Consider the following 16,515-nt stretch of genomic DNA (forward strand, 5'->3'; position numbering starts at 1 on the left):
CTAAACACACCATAAAATTATTATGTATTCTATATTTAGCACTGACTGTCTATGATTACAGGTAGTTTTGGAGTGTATTTTTTATGTGTGAGCATATGGTGCAAATTAATAAAGGTGTTGTAAGTACTTTTCAATCCAACCTTATTGCTTAGCCAAGTAGGTATTGCCCCATCAGGCAAAGCATATATTTGGTATTCAATATCAAGGCGGCCTTTGTCCTCACTGAGTAGCCAGCGTGCATTTAAAGTAGTAATTCTTATAACACCATCATTTTTGGGCAGCTCATTAGGGCGAGCATTAATAAGCAATTGGCTCTTATTTGCAGTTAACTGTGAATAACAAGAATGAGTAATGCTATCTCTATCTCTAACAGGCCAAGGAGAATTAATATAACTGTACACTAAATTTTCTGATGGGCTTATGTGCTTAATAACCTTTACCTGAGATACATTTTCGAGCCATTGGGATGCAGCATCGGTATCGCTAAGTAATTCTAAAAACTCATTGGTAGATACATCTTTCACGCTCATCTGCGCTTTTACTTCAAAGGTATTATCACTGTGGCTTTGATAATACACACTTACGCCATTTTTGTTTTTATACAAATGCCATGTTGGCTCAGCGTAAGTGTTAAAACTAACTAATAAAAGAATAACGAATAAGCACTTTTGCAACTGAACTTTATTACAAAAGTGCATCATTTATTTTTGCCAGTAAGGTTCTATGTCAAATGAAGCCAAACGGCTTTGCTCCATGGCACTAACCAAATATTCAGACTTTTGCTCAAGCCATGATTGGATTTTAGCAAGCTGCTCATCTTCTTGCCCAGCACATAACTGCTTTAAATACTCAAGCGTGCTTAGCTCATAAATACCATGGGAAATATCAAGCCAAGGTAATCTAAACTCTAAGCGCTCTTCTTTATCAAATAACGATCCTAAACAATTACCGCTCAGTAGACTATTTTCAAGTTGAGTGCGCAGGTTTAGGTACGAAGCAACATCGAGTGTTTGCTCTTTTGGAAGTAATTCGTGTAGGTTTTTCCAGTCTTTATTAAAAAGCCTACTCGCAATCGACGACACATTTTGCTCAGCTGCTTGAAGCTCTGTTTGCCCCCAGTCTTTACGCCACTGTTTATCTATTAACCAGGTAGTTAACGACAGTAATAAACGATTATAACGCGCACTATGAAACAGTGCATTTATATCGTCAATGCTTGGTTGTAACTCTTTTAAATCACCAATGACTTGAGTAAGTGCTGGCGCTGCATTAATTTTTTTATAAAAAGCATGGCGTTTAGACGTGTACGTTTTTAATTGAATCGCGTTTTCTACCCACGCTAATTCGCTTAATAACCATTTAAGCTCTGTACGTAAATGCTCTGTACTTTCTTTGGATACTATATCGTCGTACAACCAAAAAGTATGGCGTATTAAGCTAATGCCGTCAGTTACGCGTTTAAGCGTTTTTAAGCTTGGCTTATCGAAATAGCATTGTTCGTGTTTTTGTACGAAACGAATACCAAAGTTCATGGCCTCAACTAAAGCGCGTTCTTGAGTCGTCGACTTTGGTAATTGAACAAAACCAATAGACTTACTCGGCGTTAAAGGCTTTTCATCAGCAAGGCGATAACCACGAGCAGCCTTAGAGTATAATCCTAAACGGATACAGTTCTGGCTAACCAGTACATCTGCAAACGCAAACAACTCATTACGACTGCCCTCAACAAGCTCAATTTCAAGCTCGCTAATAATTTCAATTTTACCAGAAGCCGCAATTTCACCTTTATCGAGTACAACTTCAATTTTAGCGCCGCTTTCGGTTTCAATTAACCAAGTACGACGAATAAAGTTAGTACTAAATATTGGATACAAGTTTTTTGAGATTGCGCTTATTTGCATGCCATGAGGCCAAATATCAGCATCAAACGCCATTAAATTAGGGCGACTTGATTCAATTGGTAAATTGTACTCTGGACGTTGGTGTAAACCACCTACAACTTCACCGGCAAGTTTTATAGTTTGCTCACATTCACTGTCAGAACAACGCGTTCTAAAGCCGATATCAAGCGCTCTAAGCTCTCTGCTTGGCGTGTCGTAGTATGCATTTTGTAAACTGCGTGACGGTTTATTCTTCACCGTTTTTGCAAATTGAGTAATTAATGAGGGGATCAGTGGAATAACGGCATCTGATACCAAAAATTTCAGTTCTATCTCAGTATCCATTCGGTTTGCGGATTACCTTTAAAATAAATAAGTGCTCAAAATAAACAAAGCGCCTTAACAATGCAAATTTTTTAGCCTTATTTCTCTTGTCATATCAGGGGCGAGTTACAATATCAGTCTTGCTATTGAGCTATATAATCCATACTATCTAGCTACTTATGTGAAATAAAACCACGTTCATAACGGACACAGCTAGATCAACAAGGTAGATAAATGCTAAAACATTGTTTATTAGGGCTACTTTTAACGGCCACCACATTTATGAGTTATGCAGAAGAAGCAAAACCTGCAAGTTCAACCAATGCAAACACCGCTTATATTAGCGATAATTTATATACTTTTATGCGATCTGGTGCGAGTAAGAATTATCGACTACTCGGCTCTGTAGATGCTGGAACAAAGTTAACCTTGTTATCAAACGAAGAAAACGGCTTTATAAAAATTAAAGATGATAAAGACCGTGAAGGTTGGATAGAAACTAAGTTTATATCTAAAACAGCAGGCTTACACCAACAGTACAAAACACTAAGCAGTGAAATGAGCACCATGCAAGAAAAGCTACGCCAAGCTCAGGTAGAGCTTCCGCAGCTGCAAGAGCAAAACCAAACTTTAACTGATAAAAACCTACAGTTATCAGCTCAAATTACTAAACTTAAAACAACGCTAGAGCAAGAGCGCACTCAAAAAGAAGCTGCTAGCTCAAAAGAGAAACGTCAGCTACTTACCTACGGTGGTGCTATTGCATTTTTAGGCCTGTTTTTAGGTATTATTTTAACGATAGTGTTGTCGCGTCGTAAGCGCTACGAAGGTTGGGCGTAAGCCTTCCATATATCCGTTAAATACAAAAAGCCGCTTATTGCGGCTTTTTATTCTCTGTATTTTCATGTAATTCGAGCTTTGGTGCGCTCATACCTTTGAGCAATCGACCAAATATATCAGCGCCAGTAATAATGCGTTTTATATCACTCCACACCAAAACCACATCGTGATCAATGGCTCCATCAAACGATTTATCTAAAGAATGATTAGCCCGTATTTTTAAAATCACTTCACTCAAACGCATCGCTTCGTCAGCAACAATTATAGGTCTGTGACAATAATGATACGGGTCAAATGTATCTGGTTCAAACAACGCTGAGCGTAAAAAGCCGTCTGCATCAACAACCAATAAAGGCCAACCATCTTCATTAGTAATGATCACCCAGTTGTAACCAGACTTATGTAGTTTTCGTAAAAACTCATTATCAGTCGTTAATGTAAGGTCTGGGAAAATAGGTAAATCGAGTTTAGTCGGCAGTGCAATAATAGAATCAGGATCAATTATCTCCCCTTCTTTAGTTACGCTTATTTCATCTAAACTAAAAAAGTTAAGCGCGCCTATACCCTCAACATGTTGAACATCAGCTTCTTCTGCTTCTATGTGCTTGCGAATAATACCTCTGAGCTCACTTTCAGCAAAGTACGTAATCCCTTCTTTACCTAACCATGCATCAAGTATTAAAGCGGTTGGTTTAGCAACTACATAAAACAGAATCTGATAAAACTTAATTAGCGGCGAAAGCAGGCTCGCCATTTTAAGTGCATTACGCGAAAAATAAGCCTGCGGCGTTATTTCACCAATAATAGTAATCGCGATAGTTGAGAATAAAAACGAACTTGCGCCCATTAATACCGAGTCAGAAAGTAGCGTAAGCAGTACGTTAATACCTACATTACCCCATAAAATAGTCGATAATAAAAAGTTAGAGTCGTTTCGAAGTGCCATCACTTTTATGGCAGCTTCGTTCCCTTTTGTACTTTCCATTTCGAGCTGGAGTCTACTTAGTGAAAAAAACGCTAAGTTTAAGCCCGAAAATATTGCCGATTGTGAAATACACAAAGCAATTGCACACCAAATCATGACTTCAAAGGTCATTGTATTTTCCTGTTAGTAATACCAATTCACTTAATTAAGCGAATTGGTATAAGGCTTATAAAAGCAATAAACTGCCTAAACCTAAAAAGGTAACAAACCCAACAATATCGGTAACGGTAGTTAAAATTACCGAACCAGATAACGCAGGATCAATTTTCATTTTGTCTAAAATAGACGGAATAACAACACCCGCAAGTGACGCAGCGACTAAATTTAATAATATGGCAACCGTAATCGTAATACTGAGCATTAAATCGTTAAACCATAAGAAGGTAAGCAGACCTATTACAAATGCCCACACCAAACCATTTACAGCGCCAACACGTAGCTCTTTTTTAAGTAACGCATTGCGGTTTGAATCTGTAACCTGCCCAAGCGCTAAACCACGCACAATAACCGTTAGAGTTTGACTACCAGCGATCCCACCCATAGAAGCAACCACTGGCATTAATACAGCGAGTGCTACAACCTGTTCTATAGTTGCACCAAATAAACCAATAAACCACGACGCCAAAAACGCAGTCGCTAAATTAATACCTAACCATATACCCCGGTTTTTAGCACTTTTTCGCACACTTGCGAACAGGTCTTCATCTTCACGTAAACCACCGGCTTTAGCGGCTGCTTCGTCAGCAATCTCTTGGCGTAATTCGTACGCAGAGGCAATGGTTAATCGTCCGAGTAATTTATTGTCAGAGTTAACCACTGGCAGTGCCATTTTTTCACTGTGGATCACCACTTCTGCTGCTTCATATAAATCATCATCAGCATGGAGCGATGAAAAGTCATGATTCGCCAATGTCATTAAGCTGTCGGTATCGCTCGCCTTAATTAAATCGTTAACCGCAACCTCGCCTATTAAGCTGCCCTTACGGCTTACTAAATAAATAACCTCACTGTATTGCGGTAAACCCTTGTGTAAAAGCTTTTTAGCGCCACCGGCAGTTAACTTCTCTGATACTTTTAAAAAATCAAAACCTAACCAATGACCAAGCTGCTCTGGCGGGTATTGCTGCGCTAAGTCGTATTGTTTGGTTTGCGCTTCATCGAGTTGTTTTTTTGCATACTCAACAAATCGCTCTGGTATAACTTCTTCAAGTTCCAGTAGCTCTTCTACATTAACTTCGTCAAGAAGCTTAAAGGCATCAGTGTCCTCTAGTGTTTGCAGTAACCACAAACAACTATCTTCACTTAAATTTACAAAAATTTCGTGTTGCGTGTCTTCGTCAAGCAGTTGCCATATTTCTAGTCGTTGCTCTTTTGGTATCGCCTCAAAAAGTAATGACAAGTGCTCTGTAGAAAGCGTTAACTGCGCATCTGCTAATAACTTATTTTTACGTTCTGTTGTATCGCATTGCAGTAAATCATTTATGAGCTGTGGAAGTTGGTCTACCGGATACTCAATCATCTTAAAACCTTAAAATTTAAAAGCGCACATTACTTATAGTTTACTTGAACAATAAAAAATTGCAGAAAAAGCGTGAACTTATTAAGCATGCGCAGGCTATTTTTGCGCATTGTATGGGCAAACTAAATGCAGTACTAATATTTATTTTAAAAAATTAAAAAAACAGTAAAAGGAATTGTTTTTGAGGAATTAAACGACAAGTAAGTAAATCAAATGGATTAATGACAATCAAAAAAAATCCCATATTAGCCAGGCTAATATGGGCAAAATCACACAATGAATAAGGTGTTTTTAAATTACGGTTTGTGCTTTTAATTAAAGTCTATCGGTAATATTTCGTACTAAGTCAGAATCTACAAATTGAGCAATAAGTGCAGCGCCCCACGCATAGCCACGCTGTATTGGGTAGCCTTTAAAAATCCAGCGCTTACGCACGTGATTAAAATGTTCTAGGTAGTCTTGTTTAGATTGTGGCAAAGGTTGATCGCCTAGTTTATTCCATGCTTTATATACACCTGACATATCAGAGCCTCGCATAAAGCGTTGCAACCAACGCGGAAAACGCGAAAAGCTAATGGTTGACTGAAAATCAATAAAATAAGGTTTACCGTCTGCGCCGCATAAAATATTACCCATATTACGCAAGTCTAAATGCACGATGCCTTTACGATGCATTTTTGCTACTTGGCGCTCAAGCTCGCTAAAAAAGTTAACAGGTAGTGTTTTGTCTTCATGAATTAAAGAGCGCAGTGGCGTGCCTTCAATATAGTTATAAGCCACAGCTATCGGCGATAACCTACAAAAGCGATTAGCAACAGCATCAAGCTCAGCTAATCGGCTCAACCCTTTATATTCTTGATTTACAGATAGTCGCGCAAATGTTTTGCGGATAAGCCACGGGCTTTGGCTAAAATCTTTAACGATTAAATCAAATTCATCATCTTTATATCGATACACAATCGCGTTAGCAAAACGCCCCTTATGAACAACACTTAAGTGATGTTGCATAAAAGTATGTTCTGGATATTGCTGCTGTAATTGTACTAACAAATTATTTTCAATCATAACAAACCTAACAAGATGATAACTTTAATTGCCTAGGCAACTATATTATCAAAGTTAGATTCTACGCACAATAAGATCAACTAATTAGCACGCTAACTTTCTATTGAAACAGTATCGCTATTTTATTGATAATCTATTTGTAAGGGACTACTTCGGGTAATCAATCGAGGTTATTTATAGCTTTGAAGAGTAAGTCTATTATTTGGTTTTTTTCAGGTTCTGAAAAACCACTTAATGCTTGAGCATAGACTTCGTTTACTAATGGCATTATTTCTGGGCAAAGGGCTTTACCTTTTTCACTTAAACATAAAATAGTTGAGCGCTTATCAAACTCACACTGTGTTTTAATAATGAGTCCCTTTTCTTCAAGCCGATTTAGTAAACGGCTCATAGCACCACGATCATAAACCATATACTCGCATAATCCAGCAAGCGTATTAACCGACTCTCTAGCAAGTAATACCACCACAATATATTGCGCTGAGGTTAAATCCATAGGGAGTAACTTAGCATCGACATGAATGGCTAATCTCGAGCGTAAAAAAGACACTAAACGCCCCAAGTCTTGCTCTGGCGCTAACTCTTCTCGAGTACAACGTTTAATTGATGGCATGTTTTGCATGGCTATTCCACTGTATAGGTATATTTGCATGCTGATAGACCTTAACACATACAAAAAATTCAATAATTTTTATAAAAACTAAGTAGCTTAAGCTAATCCACAAAAATAAAGCCGCAATCAGCGGCTTTATTTTATATAGCTTTAAACTTTGTTAAATTTTAAACTGCCCAACAAGCTGGCCTAAGTTCTCGCCACGGGCAGCTAAATGCTGACCTACTGTAGAGGTGGTTTTGCTTGAAATAGTCAACTCATTAACTATTTCTTGAATGGCGAATACATTACGGTTTATCTCTTCTGTGACACTACTTTGCTCCAGCGCTGCAGTGGCAATTTGCGTACTCATATCGTTAATTGATCTAACCGAGCTTGTTACTGCACCTAAACTTTCTGAAATAGCACGAGACGATTCAACAGAGCGGTTACAGCTATTTTGACTCGCTTGCATTGCGGCCACGGCATCTGATACTAAATCATGTAGCTCGCTCAACATTTCACTAATCTCTAATGTACTAACTTGAGTACGACTAGCTAAACTTCTTACTTCATCAGCAACAACTGCAAATCCTCGGCCTTGCTCGCCCGCTCGCGCAGCCTCTATTGCAGCATTGAGTGCAAGTAAGTTTGTTTGTTCGGCTATTCCGCCTATTACACTTAGTACGCTATTAATTTTTTTAGATTGATCACTTAGTGAATCAACTTGTTTAGCGGCTAAGTTTATCTCGCCCATTAAGTTAGATACTTCACTGAGTGAAATATCAACACACTCTTGCGCTTTAGCAACTTCTTGCGTTGCCGCTTGGGTTGACTCTGCCACTTGGTTCGTATTTTGAGCCACCTCATGAGAAGTAGCCGACATTTCGGTAATAGCCGTCGCGACCAAGTCTGTTTCGTGATTGTGATTAAGTAGTTTGTCTTCAATTAATCGTGTTTGTGTATTTATATCACCAGAAGCTGTTTTTACATCGTGTGTTACATCAACCACATTAGCAATAATGCCATGTAACTTACTTACGAACATATTGAATGCTTCGCCAAGTTGGCCTATTTCATCGTTAGTATCTATATCTAAACGTTTAGTTAAATCGCCCTCACCTTTGGCAATATCGTCAAGACTTTGCGCCATACGCTGTATTGGTTTTACCATTGTATTAGCGGCAATTAACGCACATATAATTGTTAAAACAACCCAAAATAAAGCAATTAATAATAATGTCATTACTTTATCATTCATGTGTTCTTGCATTGTCGTTTGGTATTTAACTAATTCGGCGTCTATATCATCCATATATGCGCCAGTGCCAATCATCCAGTTTGTGCCGGGGATCATTGCTGCGTAGCCCATTTTTTCAACTAGACCTGTCGTGTTTGGTTTTTGAAAATGATAGTTAAAAGCCCCGCCGCCTTTTCTGGCTTGATCTAATAAACCCACTATAATTTTTTTACCGTTAGGGTCCGTCATTTCTATTTTGTTTTGCCCTTCAATAGCATCACCTAATAATGCATGAAAAACACTAACGCCATTTGTGTCGTATATAAAAAAGTAACCACCTTGGCCAAACGTTAAGTCTCTTAAAGCGTTTTTAGCATCCTGTTCAGAGCCATTCGCTAATTGATAGCGAACAATTTTGCTAGCAATTTCAACTTCGGTACTTAATAACGTTTGCTTGTCATTTATCAGCTTAGTTTGAAATGATTCAAAATTTTGTTGCTGATTTTTATTCTCTAAATAATAAGAGCTCAGCATTAAGCTAATCAAAAGTAGCATTAGGGGCAAAATAGCTAATAACAACAGTTTGTTTTTCAAGCTTAAATTACTCATTGTTTCTCCAGAGTGTATAAATGCATATATAGGACAATAGCCAAAATTAAATTTCGAATGTTTACATTGTTTTGTTGAATTTAAAGCACAGCAAATAAAAACAAGGTTGGTGGGAGTAAACTCATACCATGCTCAATTGGCGGATATTATAGTTGCAAGGTAGGTATTTTGACACTAAAAACACTGAGACCTTCGTATTAATTAATATATAATTTCCCATCCTTTAATAAGAGATTTAAAATTCTAACGGCTGTATTTATCTAAACTTAATTTGATGGCGTATTAAAGCGGCTAATTAATCCCTATGTAATGAGTTAGCGCATTACTCATGTTAGTATAGATTTTAGGTTCATATAAATAACGAACATATAGATATAAACATTTAATTAACATATAACAAGTCTATATCACTAATACAAAATAGCTAAAATGAAATCGGAACGCATCACTTTGAGTCACAGTTATAATCTTATAAAAATGAATTATTAATGAAATATATTTTATATCTTGCACTTTTAGTATCTGTTCATGTACTCGCTACACCTGTAAATAATAGTACTGCATTTTACTACTCTGCGCCGATGCCATTAGCCGAAATGACTTTTTACTCTCGTGTTGTAGTTTAGCCAAAACTCGTCACTAAGCATGAACTTAATTGGTTTAAAAAACGAAATATCGCCGTTTACGCTTATTTAAGTGTGGGTGAGTCATTTGATAAAAGAGAGTCTTCAATTTCAGTTAACCCTAACTGAAATAGTCACATTGCCGATTTAACATCTACGCATTGATACCAACACATAAAAAATAGCGCAGCTACTTTAAAAACACGCGGTTTCAGTGGTTTATTTTTAGATACGCTAGACAGCTATCAACTTTTAGATGACAAGCACAGTAAATCAGATCAACAAGGTGGCTTAGTCGCGATTATAGATAATCTGTCTGCCACGTTTAATAAACACCTTATTCTTAACCGAGGTTTTGAGTTACTACCTAAACTTACCGGATTAACCAATGACTTAATTGCTGAAGGTTTATATAGCCATTACAACCCAACTAATAATAGCTACAAATTAACTACCGAGAACGATCAAGCTTGGCTAAGCGCACAATTAAAAACAACAAAAAAATTAGGTTTTAAAGTACAAGTTATTGATTATGCGCAGCCTGATAGCCGCCTTGCCATGGCACTTAAAATAAAAAATGCGGACTTTACATCTTGGGTGACTGATGGGCACTTACAAACATGGGGTACATCAACCATATCGCCAGTATCAAGGCGTATTCTAATTCCGTACAACAGTAACGTAAAGCCACTCATTTACACTACTGTACATTTAAAACTTGCAACCATGATTGAGTATTTAGGATATATACCTGATTACATAGCAACTATTATTACCTCAGTAGTGGGATTGTTTTGGCTTTCAAAACAGTTTGAAGATTTAGAATACGAAACGTTTATGCTGCAATAGCATGTTATAAAAGCGCAAGATAAAGGCTGCAAACTGCAGCCTTTATCTTCATGTTAAAAACTCTAATAAACCGCGCTCAAACCGGCTAAGGTACTTTGTTTTACGTGGTAATTTAAAATTGTCGCGCCAATGAGTTTGATCTGATTCATTTTTCTTACAAAGCTCAATAACATCAGGGTGAATATAAGAGTTACGCGCTATTGTTGGCGTATTGCCGAGCTTTGAAGAGACTTCATCAAGCATTGCTTTTAATGTAATAGCGCCTTTCGCTTCGTATATTTCTTTAAAAGCAATCACACTTGCTCGCCATGTTCTAAAGTGCTTTGCGCTAAATTCTTCACCCATTATCTTTTGAATATACTGATTGATTTCAGTAGAGGTAACGTTAGAGCGCTCACCTTCTTCTATATATTGAAACAAATGTTGCCCGGGTAAGTCTTGCAGTTCCTTTATAACACTACTCAATGCTTTGTCTGTTATATTTACTTCTCTTTCTTTACCTGACTTTGCACGGTATTTTAATCTGATATTTTTACCTGTTAATTTTGCATGTCTTGATCTTAAGGTTGTGGCTCCAAAACTTTTATTTTGTTTTACATTACGCTCATTACCTACACGCAATGCGCCTAAATCCATTAATCTAACAATGGCAGCTAAAGTACGTTCATAATCGAGCTCATCACCTTGCAATGCTTCCTTTAATTGAGCTCTAAGTAACGGCAGTTTATGTCCAAACACACTACAAGCTTGATACTTTTTAGCATCTTGTTGTTGTGTAAATAATGGATGGTATCGGTACTGCTTTCGCCCTTTTCTATCGTAACCTGTTGCTAAAATATGTCCGTTTTCTTCCGGGCAAAACCATACACTTTTATAAGCGGGCGGAAACGCGAGTGAATTTAAACGCTCAACAATCACTTTATCTTCGATTAACTTTCCTATTGGGTCAAAATACTGCCACTGTTTGTTTTTTTGCTTTCGGGTAATTCCGGGCAAACTATCATCAACGTAAATTAATTCCACCATTCCTCCTCAAGCATTTAAAAGAGATATTGTTAACTCACTTAAGCTTATATTTCAAAGGATAGAATGTACCACTTTAAAATAACCTTAAACTGAACGACTTTATTGATATATAATCAAAAATTGAGCAAAAACAAAAATACGATATATATAATGGTTATTATAACTACGCTTATATTCTCCCTTAATTGGGCATGCTGTTTAAAAGGAGCATTCAATGGCTTTTGATTACGGATCGATTGATCTTGGACTAAAAAACCCCTTCAAACTTGAAGGTAAAGTAACAGCTGTAAGAGGACTCATTGAGTCTATAGCAGGTATTAGTTTACTTGTTATTGCTGCGGGCTCAGTGAAAGAAGATACAACTGCAGGATGGATTTTAATGGTGTTTGGTATGCTTATTTTAGCATTCGGCATTCGCTCACTATCTTCTGGCATCTATGCAACGCTTAAATATTTTGTAGGCCGAAACCACCCTACATCACTTGCTTATAACTACAGTAAATCAGAAGCATCAACTGCCCAAGAAGAGAAAAAAGAAGTAGCCTACAGCGCACAATCACTCGAAGAAATGCTGGTTGGTCGTAAAAACAGTACGTTTAAAGAACCTAATGGTTTTTTATCACGTTTACTTCACAGCTTAATTCCTAAGTTATTATTCCTACCTTATCCGATTCGTAATGTTGCCCAGCGCTTATTTGGCTCATGGGTAAGTACACTTGTTGCCCTTATTGCTTATGGCCTTGTGGCATTTGTATCTTTATCTGGTTTTACCGGTGAAGCTGGCGAATTAGCATTTCCTGTTTATAGCGCAATATTAATGTTTTACGTGCTTTTTTCGTGGCGCTCTACGGGTAAACCTATCTCTCGAAATGCTGAAAAAAATATTGAAGCACTTGGCACTGGTGCACTCGCTAAAATTATTTCTTTATCTTTTATTCTACCAATCGCTATTGGCTTGTCTATGTCATGGCTGATGAAAGAACAACACATTAGCAAACAAGAAATAGATGGCTGGATTGAGCAACTACCTAGCCTTCATGCTGGCATGTACTTAATTGCAATTATTGTATTAGCGACTCTAAGCTGCGCACTTGCTTTTATTATGATTAAAGCACGCTTAAATTCAGTGACACCTTCAGCTGAAGTATCAGAACTACGTGAAAACTGGCAAGAATCCGTTCATCCAGACGAAATATTTATAAACCTTGATAACCTAGTAATGGCTAACCGCCGTTATAAAGAAGTGCCTAACAGAGTTTATCGCGAATTAGATCCTAAGCTTCAAGAACAAATTGAAGGAAAAGGCGGTTTTAAAGGTGAAATGATTCAAGAAATTCAACCTAAACTGCACTCAATGGATTTAGGTAAAAACTTCTCGTTAGCAAGACTAATTTCTTTAGTGAGCGGTAACTTACTTTATATTGTAGCGTTGGCGTTTACTGTATTTTTAGCGTATTCGTTTATCAACATTTACCATTATGTTGACGCGGCAAATATTAATAGCTTTAAACAAGCATTTAGTAACCAACATGTTGTTCAATTTAGTGAGCTATTAATGACAAGCTTTCACTTATTACTAATTGGTATACTCATTAAAGCATTTGCGCAATTGCTAACAAACACAGCTCATTTATTTTTTGCTGAAATGCAGTTTGAATCACTATTGGTGTACTTTAAATGCGAAGGCACATTTACTGAGTCTAAAATATCAACTGGTACGGGTATTCACGATAGTACTCGCTCAGAAAATACGTTAGTACGCAGTAGCATAACGCCTTGGATTATTGTATCTCGTGTTATTTCTACTACGTTTGCAGCAACAGGTATGAAAAACCTTGAGCACCCTCGCCACATTATGGAAATGCATAAAGACGAAGGTCAATTACAAGCAATCAAAAAAGACGTTATCGCGTTCTTGAAAGACCGTGAATCTATCGCCTCAATCACCAGTGAGCGTGATTTAGGTAATGCGTCACAAATACATCAATTAAACCAGCAAACGCGTGCTATACCTACTCAGCAAGCGATAGCTAAAGATGACGAAGAAGCTGCCGGGTATTTAAGACAAGAAGAAAACTTATCTCCTGAGCCTAAAGCCTAACTCCTTTATTATTAATGCCACCTTGTTAAATTAGGTGGCATTTTTTTATCCTTTATTAACTCTTTTATACTCAATAACATGATTAATATTGGATTAGTCCACAAAGCCCTTGCTTTATATGCCAAAACACAAATAATGAAGTATTAATCACAGGGTAAGAATGAGGACAATGAGCTATATACTAACCACCCAATGCGCTGACGATGTAGGCTTAATAGCTAAAATTACAGGCCTTTGTCACGAGCATAATTTAAATATTACACGCAATAATGAATTTGTAGATAAAGACGCACAGCGCTTTTTTATGCGCACAGAGCTTACCGGTGAGCCACAAAGCGACTTTTTAGATAAACTACGACTATTGTTACCACAAGGTGCTCAACTTGCACTGCACTGTGGTGCTAAGACAAAAGTGGTTTTACTTGCCACTAAAGAAGCACATTGTTTAGGTACTGTATTACTCAAACAGTTCGAGCAAGCCCTCAACATTGAAGTATTAGCCGTTATTGCTAACTACCCTGATTTAGAGCCATTAGCAAAAGGGTTTGATGTGCCATTTCATGTGGTATCGCACGTAGGGCTTACTCGTAGCGAGCACGATGAAAAAGTAGGTGACTTAATTGCCAGCTATAACCCTGACATTATTGGTCTTGCCAAATACATGCGTATTTTAAGCCCTGAGTTTGTTGGCCGATTCGATAATAAAATTATTAATATCCACCACTCATTTTTACCTGCATTTATTGGTGCAAAGCCTTATCACCAGGCTTTTGAGCGCGGTGTAAAAATTATTGGCGCAACGGCTCACTTTGTAAATAATGAGCTGGATGAAGGGCCTATCATTCTTCAAGACGTAACAAGCGTGACGCACGCTAATACAGCTGAAATGATGGCAAAAATGGGTAAAGACGTAGAAAAAACCGTATTTAGCAAAGCACTCCAACTTGCCTCAGAACATAAGCTATTTATTAATGGTAATAAAACAGTGGTTTTTAGCTAAGATTTAATAAAGGGCTAGTCAGTATTAAAAAAGCCAGCTTTGCTGGCTTTTTTAATACTTAACCTGAGTTTTGATTACTTCACGTATACGCTAATTTTTTAAGGCGTGTAATACGTAGGTGACTCTGGCCCTACTGGCATTCCCAATAAGAATACCCAAACATAAAACAAAATAACCCAGCCTACAAAAAACACCATACTGTACGGAAGCATAGTCGCGACTAAAGTGCCTATTCCCATATCTTTTTTATATTTAACTGCAACGGCCAATATGAGTCCAAAATAACTCATCATCGGCGTTATTAAGTTAGTCACCGAATCACCAATACGATAAGCCGCTTGTATTGTCTCTGGTGCATAGCCAATTAACATTAACATAGGCACAAATATTGGTGCGGTAATAGCCCACTGTGCTGAGGATGAGCCTAAACTTAAATTAACCAAGGCACACATTAAAATAAACAATACAAATACTTCAGGGCCTGTAAGGTTGAGCGCTTGTAATAATGCGGCACCATTAATAGCTAAAATAGTACCTAAGTTAGTCCATTTGAAAAAGGCAACAAACTGCGCTGCAAAAAATACCAGTACAATATAAAGTCCCATAGAACTCATACTTTTACTCATGGCATTTATTACATCTTTATCGTTTTTCATGGTGCCTACAACACGCCCATATACAAAACCAGGAATACTAAATGTCACAAAAATAATAACCACAATACCTTTTAAAAAAGGTGAACCTGCTACCTCTCCCGTATCTGGGTTTCGTAAAATGCCGTCGCTTGGAATAATGGTCCATGCAAGTAATAATGAAACAACTAATAACGATACACCTGCCCATTTTAAACCTGACTTTTCTTGCTTAGTCAGTTTATCAATGCTGTTTAGCGATAAATCGATACTCGCTTCATCTGGGTTATACTTACCTAAGCGTGGTTCTACTATTTTTTCGGTTACAAAAGTACCTAAAATCGCGATTAGAAATACCGATATCATCATGAAATACCAGTTAGCCTCAGCGCCCACAACATAAGTTGGATCAATCATTTGTGCTGCTGGTGTTGTAATACCCGCTAATAATGGATCTATGGTGCCTAATAATAAGTTGGCGCTATATCCACCTGAAACACCTGCAAATGCAGCAGCTAAACCGGCCAAAGGATGACGCCCTAAACTATGAAATATCATAGCAGCCAGTGGGATCAGTACAACATAACCTAGCTCAGCTGCGGTGTTTGACATAATAGCGGCAAATACCACCATAAACGTCACTAAACGCTTAGATGCGCCCATTACCATGCCTCGCATAGCGGCAGACAGTAACCCTGAATGCTCAGCCACACTCACTCCAAGTAATGCAACAAGCACAGTGCCAAGCGGCGCAAAACCGGTAAAATTTGTAACAAGCCCGGTCATGATCCGCTGTAAACCCTCAGCACTCAATAAGCTAACCACTTCAATAACACCATCAGGATCACGCCCTGACGCACCTTCTGGTCGTGGATCGATAGCACTGAGTCCATACCAATCAGCAATACCACTAAATACGACAATTGCCACTGCAAATATCGCAAATAAAGTAATCGGGTGTGGCAGCATGTTTCCTAAAAATTCAACCGTGGCTAAAAATCGATTAAATAGCCCTTTGTTGTTTGGACTATTACTTGGTGAGTGTGTGGAGTCTGTCATACTCTGCTCTTAAAGTTACAAAATTGCCGTAACCTAGCATTTTTTGTATATGAGATCATGTATAAAAGGTGAATAGCTTGTGGGGAAAGTTTAAATAAAGAAAAGTAAACAGAGCCGTAATGCCAATTTTTAATTTACTATTTTAAAAATACAATTGACAAAAAAGCTCTT

General features: G+C 37.7%; 14 protein-coding genes. 5 read left to right on the forward strand and 9 right to left on the reverse strand.

Going from position 1 to position 16,515, the window contains the following annotated elements:
• Positions 1-35 precede the first annotated feature (35 nt).
• Both PX700_RS11275 and PX700_RS11280 read right to left on the reverse strand, forming a co-directional pair.
• A complete protein-coding gene (locus PX700_RS11275; RefSeq protein WP_479520758.1) occupies positions 36-701 on the reverse strand; it encodes an START domain-containing protein in 666 nt (221 codons plus the stop codon).
• The gene (locus PX700_RS11280; RefSeq protein WP_479520759.1) at positions 702-2,225 is read right to left on the reverse strand and encodes a CYTH and CHAD domain-containing protein; all 1,524 of its coding nucleotides are present in this window, start codon (positions 2,223-2,225) and stop codon (positions 702-704) included.
• A 213-nt stretch (positions 2,226-2,438) separates the two neighbouring features.
• Between PX700_RS11280 and PX700_RS11285 the strand changes: the two genes are divergently transcribed.
• Positions 2,439-3,044: a TIGR04211 family SH3 domain-containing protein gene (locus tag PX700_RS11285; protein WP_479520760.1), complete on the forward strand. Its 606-nt coding sequence runs from the start codon at positions 2,439-2,441 to the stop codon at positions 3,042-3,044.
• Between the two features lie 34 nt (positions 3,045-3,078).
• Here the strand turns inward: PX700_RS11285 and PX700_RS11290 are convergent, their stop codons facing one another.
• The 5 genes from PX700_RS11290 to PX700_RS11310 all read right to left on the reverse strand — a co-directional run bounded on the left by PX700_RS11290 (position 3,079) and on the right by PX700_RS11310 (position 9,054).
• Positions 3,079-4,140 carry a DUF21 domain-containing protein gene (locus PX700_RS11290; RefSeq protein ID WP_415638756.1) on the reverse strand — a complete coding sequence of 354 codons (1,062 nt, stop codon included), beginning with the start codon at positions 4,138-4,140 and terminating at the stop codon, positions 3,079-3,081.
• A gap of 55 nt (positions 4,141-4,195) precedes the next feature.
• Positions 4,196-5,548, reverse strand: coding sequence for a magnesium transporter (locus PX700_RS11295; RefSeq protein WP_415638757.1), 1,353 nt, complete (start codon positions 5,546-5,548; stop codon positions 4,196-4,198).
• 315 nt (positions 5,549-5,863) lie between these two features.
• The gene (locus tag PX700_RS11300) at positions 5,864-6,613 is read right to left on the reverse strand and encodes an RIO2 family protein (protein WP_197180490.1); all 750 of its coding nucleotides are present in this window, start codon (positions 6,611-6,613) and stop codon (positions 5,864-5,866) included.
• Between the two features lie 160 nt (positions 6,614-6,773).
• Positions 6,774-7,265, reverse strand: a complete 492-nt coding sequence (locus PX700_RS11305; RefSeq protein WP_415638758.1) for a MarR family winged helix-turn-helix transcriptional regulator — start codon at positions 7,263-7,265, stop codon at positions 6,774-6,776.
• A gap of 121 nt (positions 7,266-7,386) precedes the next feature.
• Positions 7,387-9,054, reverse strand: coding sequence for a methyl-accepting chemotaxis protein (locus PX700_RS11310; protein ID WP_415638759.1), 1,668 nt, complete (start codon positions 9,052-9,054; stop codon positions 7,387-7,389).
• 488 nt (positions 9,055-9,542) lie between these two features.
• Here PX700_RS11310 and PX700_RS11315 point away from each other — a divergent pair, with 488 nt between their 5' ends.
• Both PX700_RS11315 and PX700_RS11320 read left to right on the forward strand, forming a co-directional pair.
• Positions 9,543-9,680: a hypothetical protein gene (locus PX700_RS11315; RefSeq protein WP_479520761.1), complete on the forward strand. Its 138-nt coding sequence runs from the start codon at positions 9,543-9,545 to the stop codon at positions 9,678-9,680.
• 555 nt (positions 9,681-10,235) lie between these two features.
• Positions 10,236-10,526, forward strand: coding sequence for a hypothetical protein (locus tag PX700_RS11320; RefSeq protein WP_415638760.1), 291 nt, complete (start codon positions 10,236-10,238; stop codon positions 10,524-10,526).
• Positions 10,527-10,574: 48 nt separating this feature from the next.
• Here PX700_RS11320 and PX700_RS11325 read toward each other — a convergent pair whose 3' ends face one another.
• Positions 10,575-11,549, reverse strand: coding sequence for a DNA topoisomerase IB (locus tag PX700_RS11325; RefSeq protein ID WP_479520762.1), 975 nt, complete (start codon positions 11,547-11,549; stop codon positions 10,575-10,577).
• Between the two features lie 217 nt (positions 11,550-11,766).
• Here PX700_RS11325 and PX700_RS11330 point away from each other — a divergent pair, with 217 nt between their 5' ends.
• Both PX700_RS11330 and purU read left to right on the forward strand, forming a co-directional pair.
• On the forward strand, positions 11,767-13,653 hold the full coding sequence (locus PX700_RS11330; RefSeq protein ID WP_479520763.1) for a hypothetical protein: 1,887 nt from the start codon (positions 11,767-11,769) through the stop codon (positions 13,651-13,653).
• 169 nt (positions 13,654-13,822) lie between these two features.
• Positions 13,823-14,653: a formyltetrahydrofolate deformylase gene (purU, locus tag PX700_RS11335; RefSeq protein ID WP_479520764.1), complete on the forward strand. Its 831-nt coding sequence runs from the start codon at positions 13,823-13,825 to the stop codon at positions 14,651-14,653.
• Positions 14,654-14,751: 98 nt separating this feature from the next.
• Here purU and PX700_RS11340 read toward each other — a convergent pair whose 3' ends face one another.
• Positions 14,752-16,344, reverse strand: coding sequence for an AbgT family transporter (locus PX700_RS11340; RefSeq protein ID WP_479520765.1), 1,593 nt, complete (start codon positions 16,342-16,344; stop codon positions 14,752-14,754).
• Between the last annotated feature and the right edge of the window lie 171 nt (positions 16,345-16,515).

It is taken from the genome of Pseudoalteromonas sp. TP27 (assembly GCF_056470645.1).

What these genes read in the sequence shown, in the direction of transcription:
- PX700_RS11275 (WP_479520758.1), bottom strand. Translation starts at nt 701, where the DNA reads ATGATGCACTTTTGTAATAAAGTTCAGTTGCAAAAGTGCTTATTCGTT.
- PX700_RS11280 (WP_479520759.1), bottom strand. Translation starts at nt 2,225, where the DNA reads ATGGATACTGAGATAGAACTGAAATTTTTGGTATCAGATGCCGTTATT.
- PX700_RS11285 (WP_479520760.1), top strand. Translation starts at nt 2,439, where the DNA reads ATGCTAAAACATTGTTTATTAGGGCTACTTTTAACGGCCACCACATTT.
- PX700_RS11290 (WP_415638756.1), bottom strand. Translation starts at nt 4,140, where the DNA reads ATGACCTTTGAAGTCATGATTTGGTGTGCAATTGCTTTGTGTATTTCA.
- PX700_RS11295 (WP_415638757.1), bottom strand. Translation starts at nt 5,548, where the DNA reads ATGATTGAGTATCCGGTAGACCAACTTCCACAGCTCATAAATGATTTA.
- PX700_RS11300 (WP_197180490.1), bottom strand. Translation starts at nt 6,613, where the DNA reads ATGATTGAAAATAATTTGTTAGTACAATTACAGCAGCAATATCCAGAA.
- PX700_RS11305 (WP_415638758.1), bottom strand. Translation starts at nt 7,265, where the DNA reads ATGCAAATATACCTATACAGTGGAATAGCCATGCAAAACATGCCATCA.
- PX700_RS11310 (WP_415638759.1), bottom strand. Translation starts at nt 9,054, where the DNA reads ATGAGTAATTTAAGCTTGAAAAACAAACTGTTGTTATTAGCTATTTTG.
- PX700_RS11315 (WP_479520761.1), top strand. Translation starts at nt 9,543, where the DNA reads ATGAAATATATTTTATATCTTGCACTTTTAGTATCTGTTCATGTACTC.
- PX700_RS11320 (WP_415638760.1), top strand. Translation starts at nt 10,236, where the DNA reads ATGGCACTTAAAATAAAAAATGCGGACTTTACATCTTGGGTGACTGAT.
- PX700_RS11330 (WP_479520763.1), top strand. Translation starts at nt 11,767, where the DNA reads ATGGCTTTTGATTACGGATCGATTGATCTTGGACTAAAAAACCCCTTC.
- purU (WP_479520764.1), top strand. Translation starts at nt 13,823, where the DNA reads ATGAGCTATATACTAACCACCCAATGCGCTGACGATGTAGGCTTAATA.
- PX700_RS11340 (WP_479520765.1), bottom strand. Translation starts at nt 16,344, where the DNA reads ATGACAGACTCCACACACTCACCAAGTAATAGTCCAAACAACAAAGGG.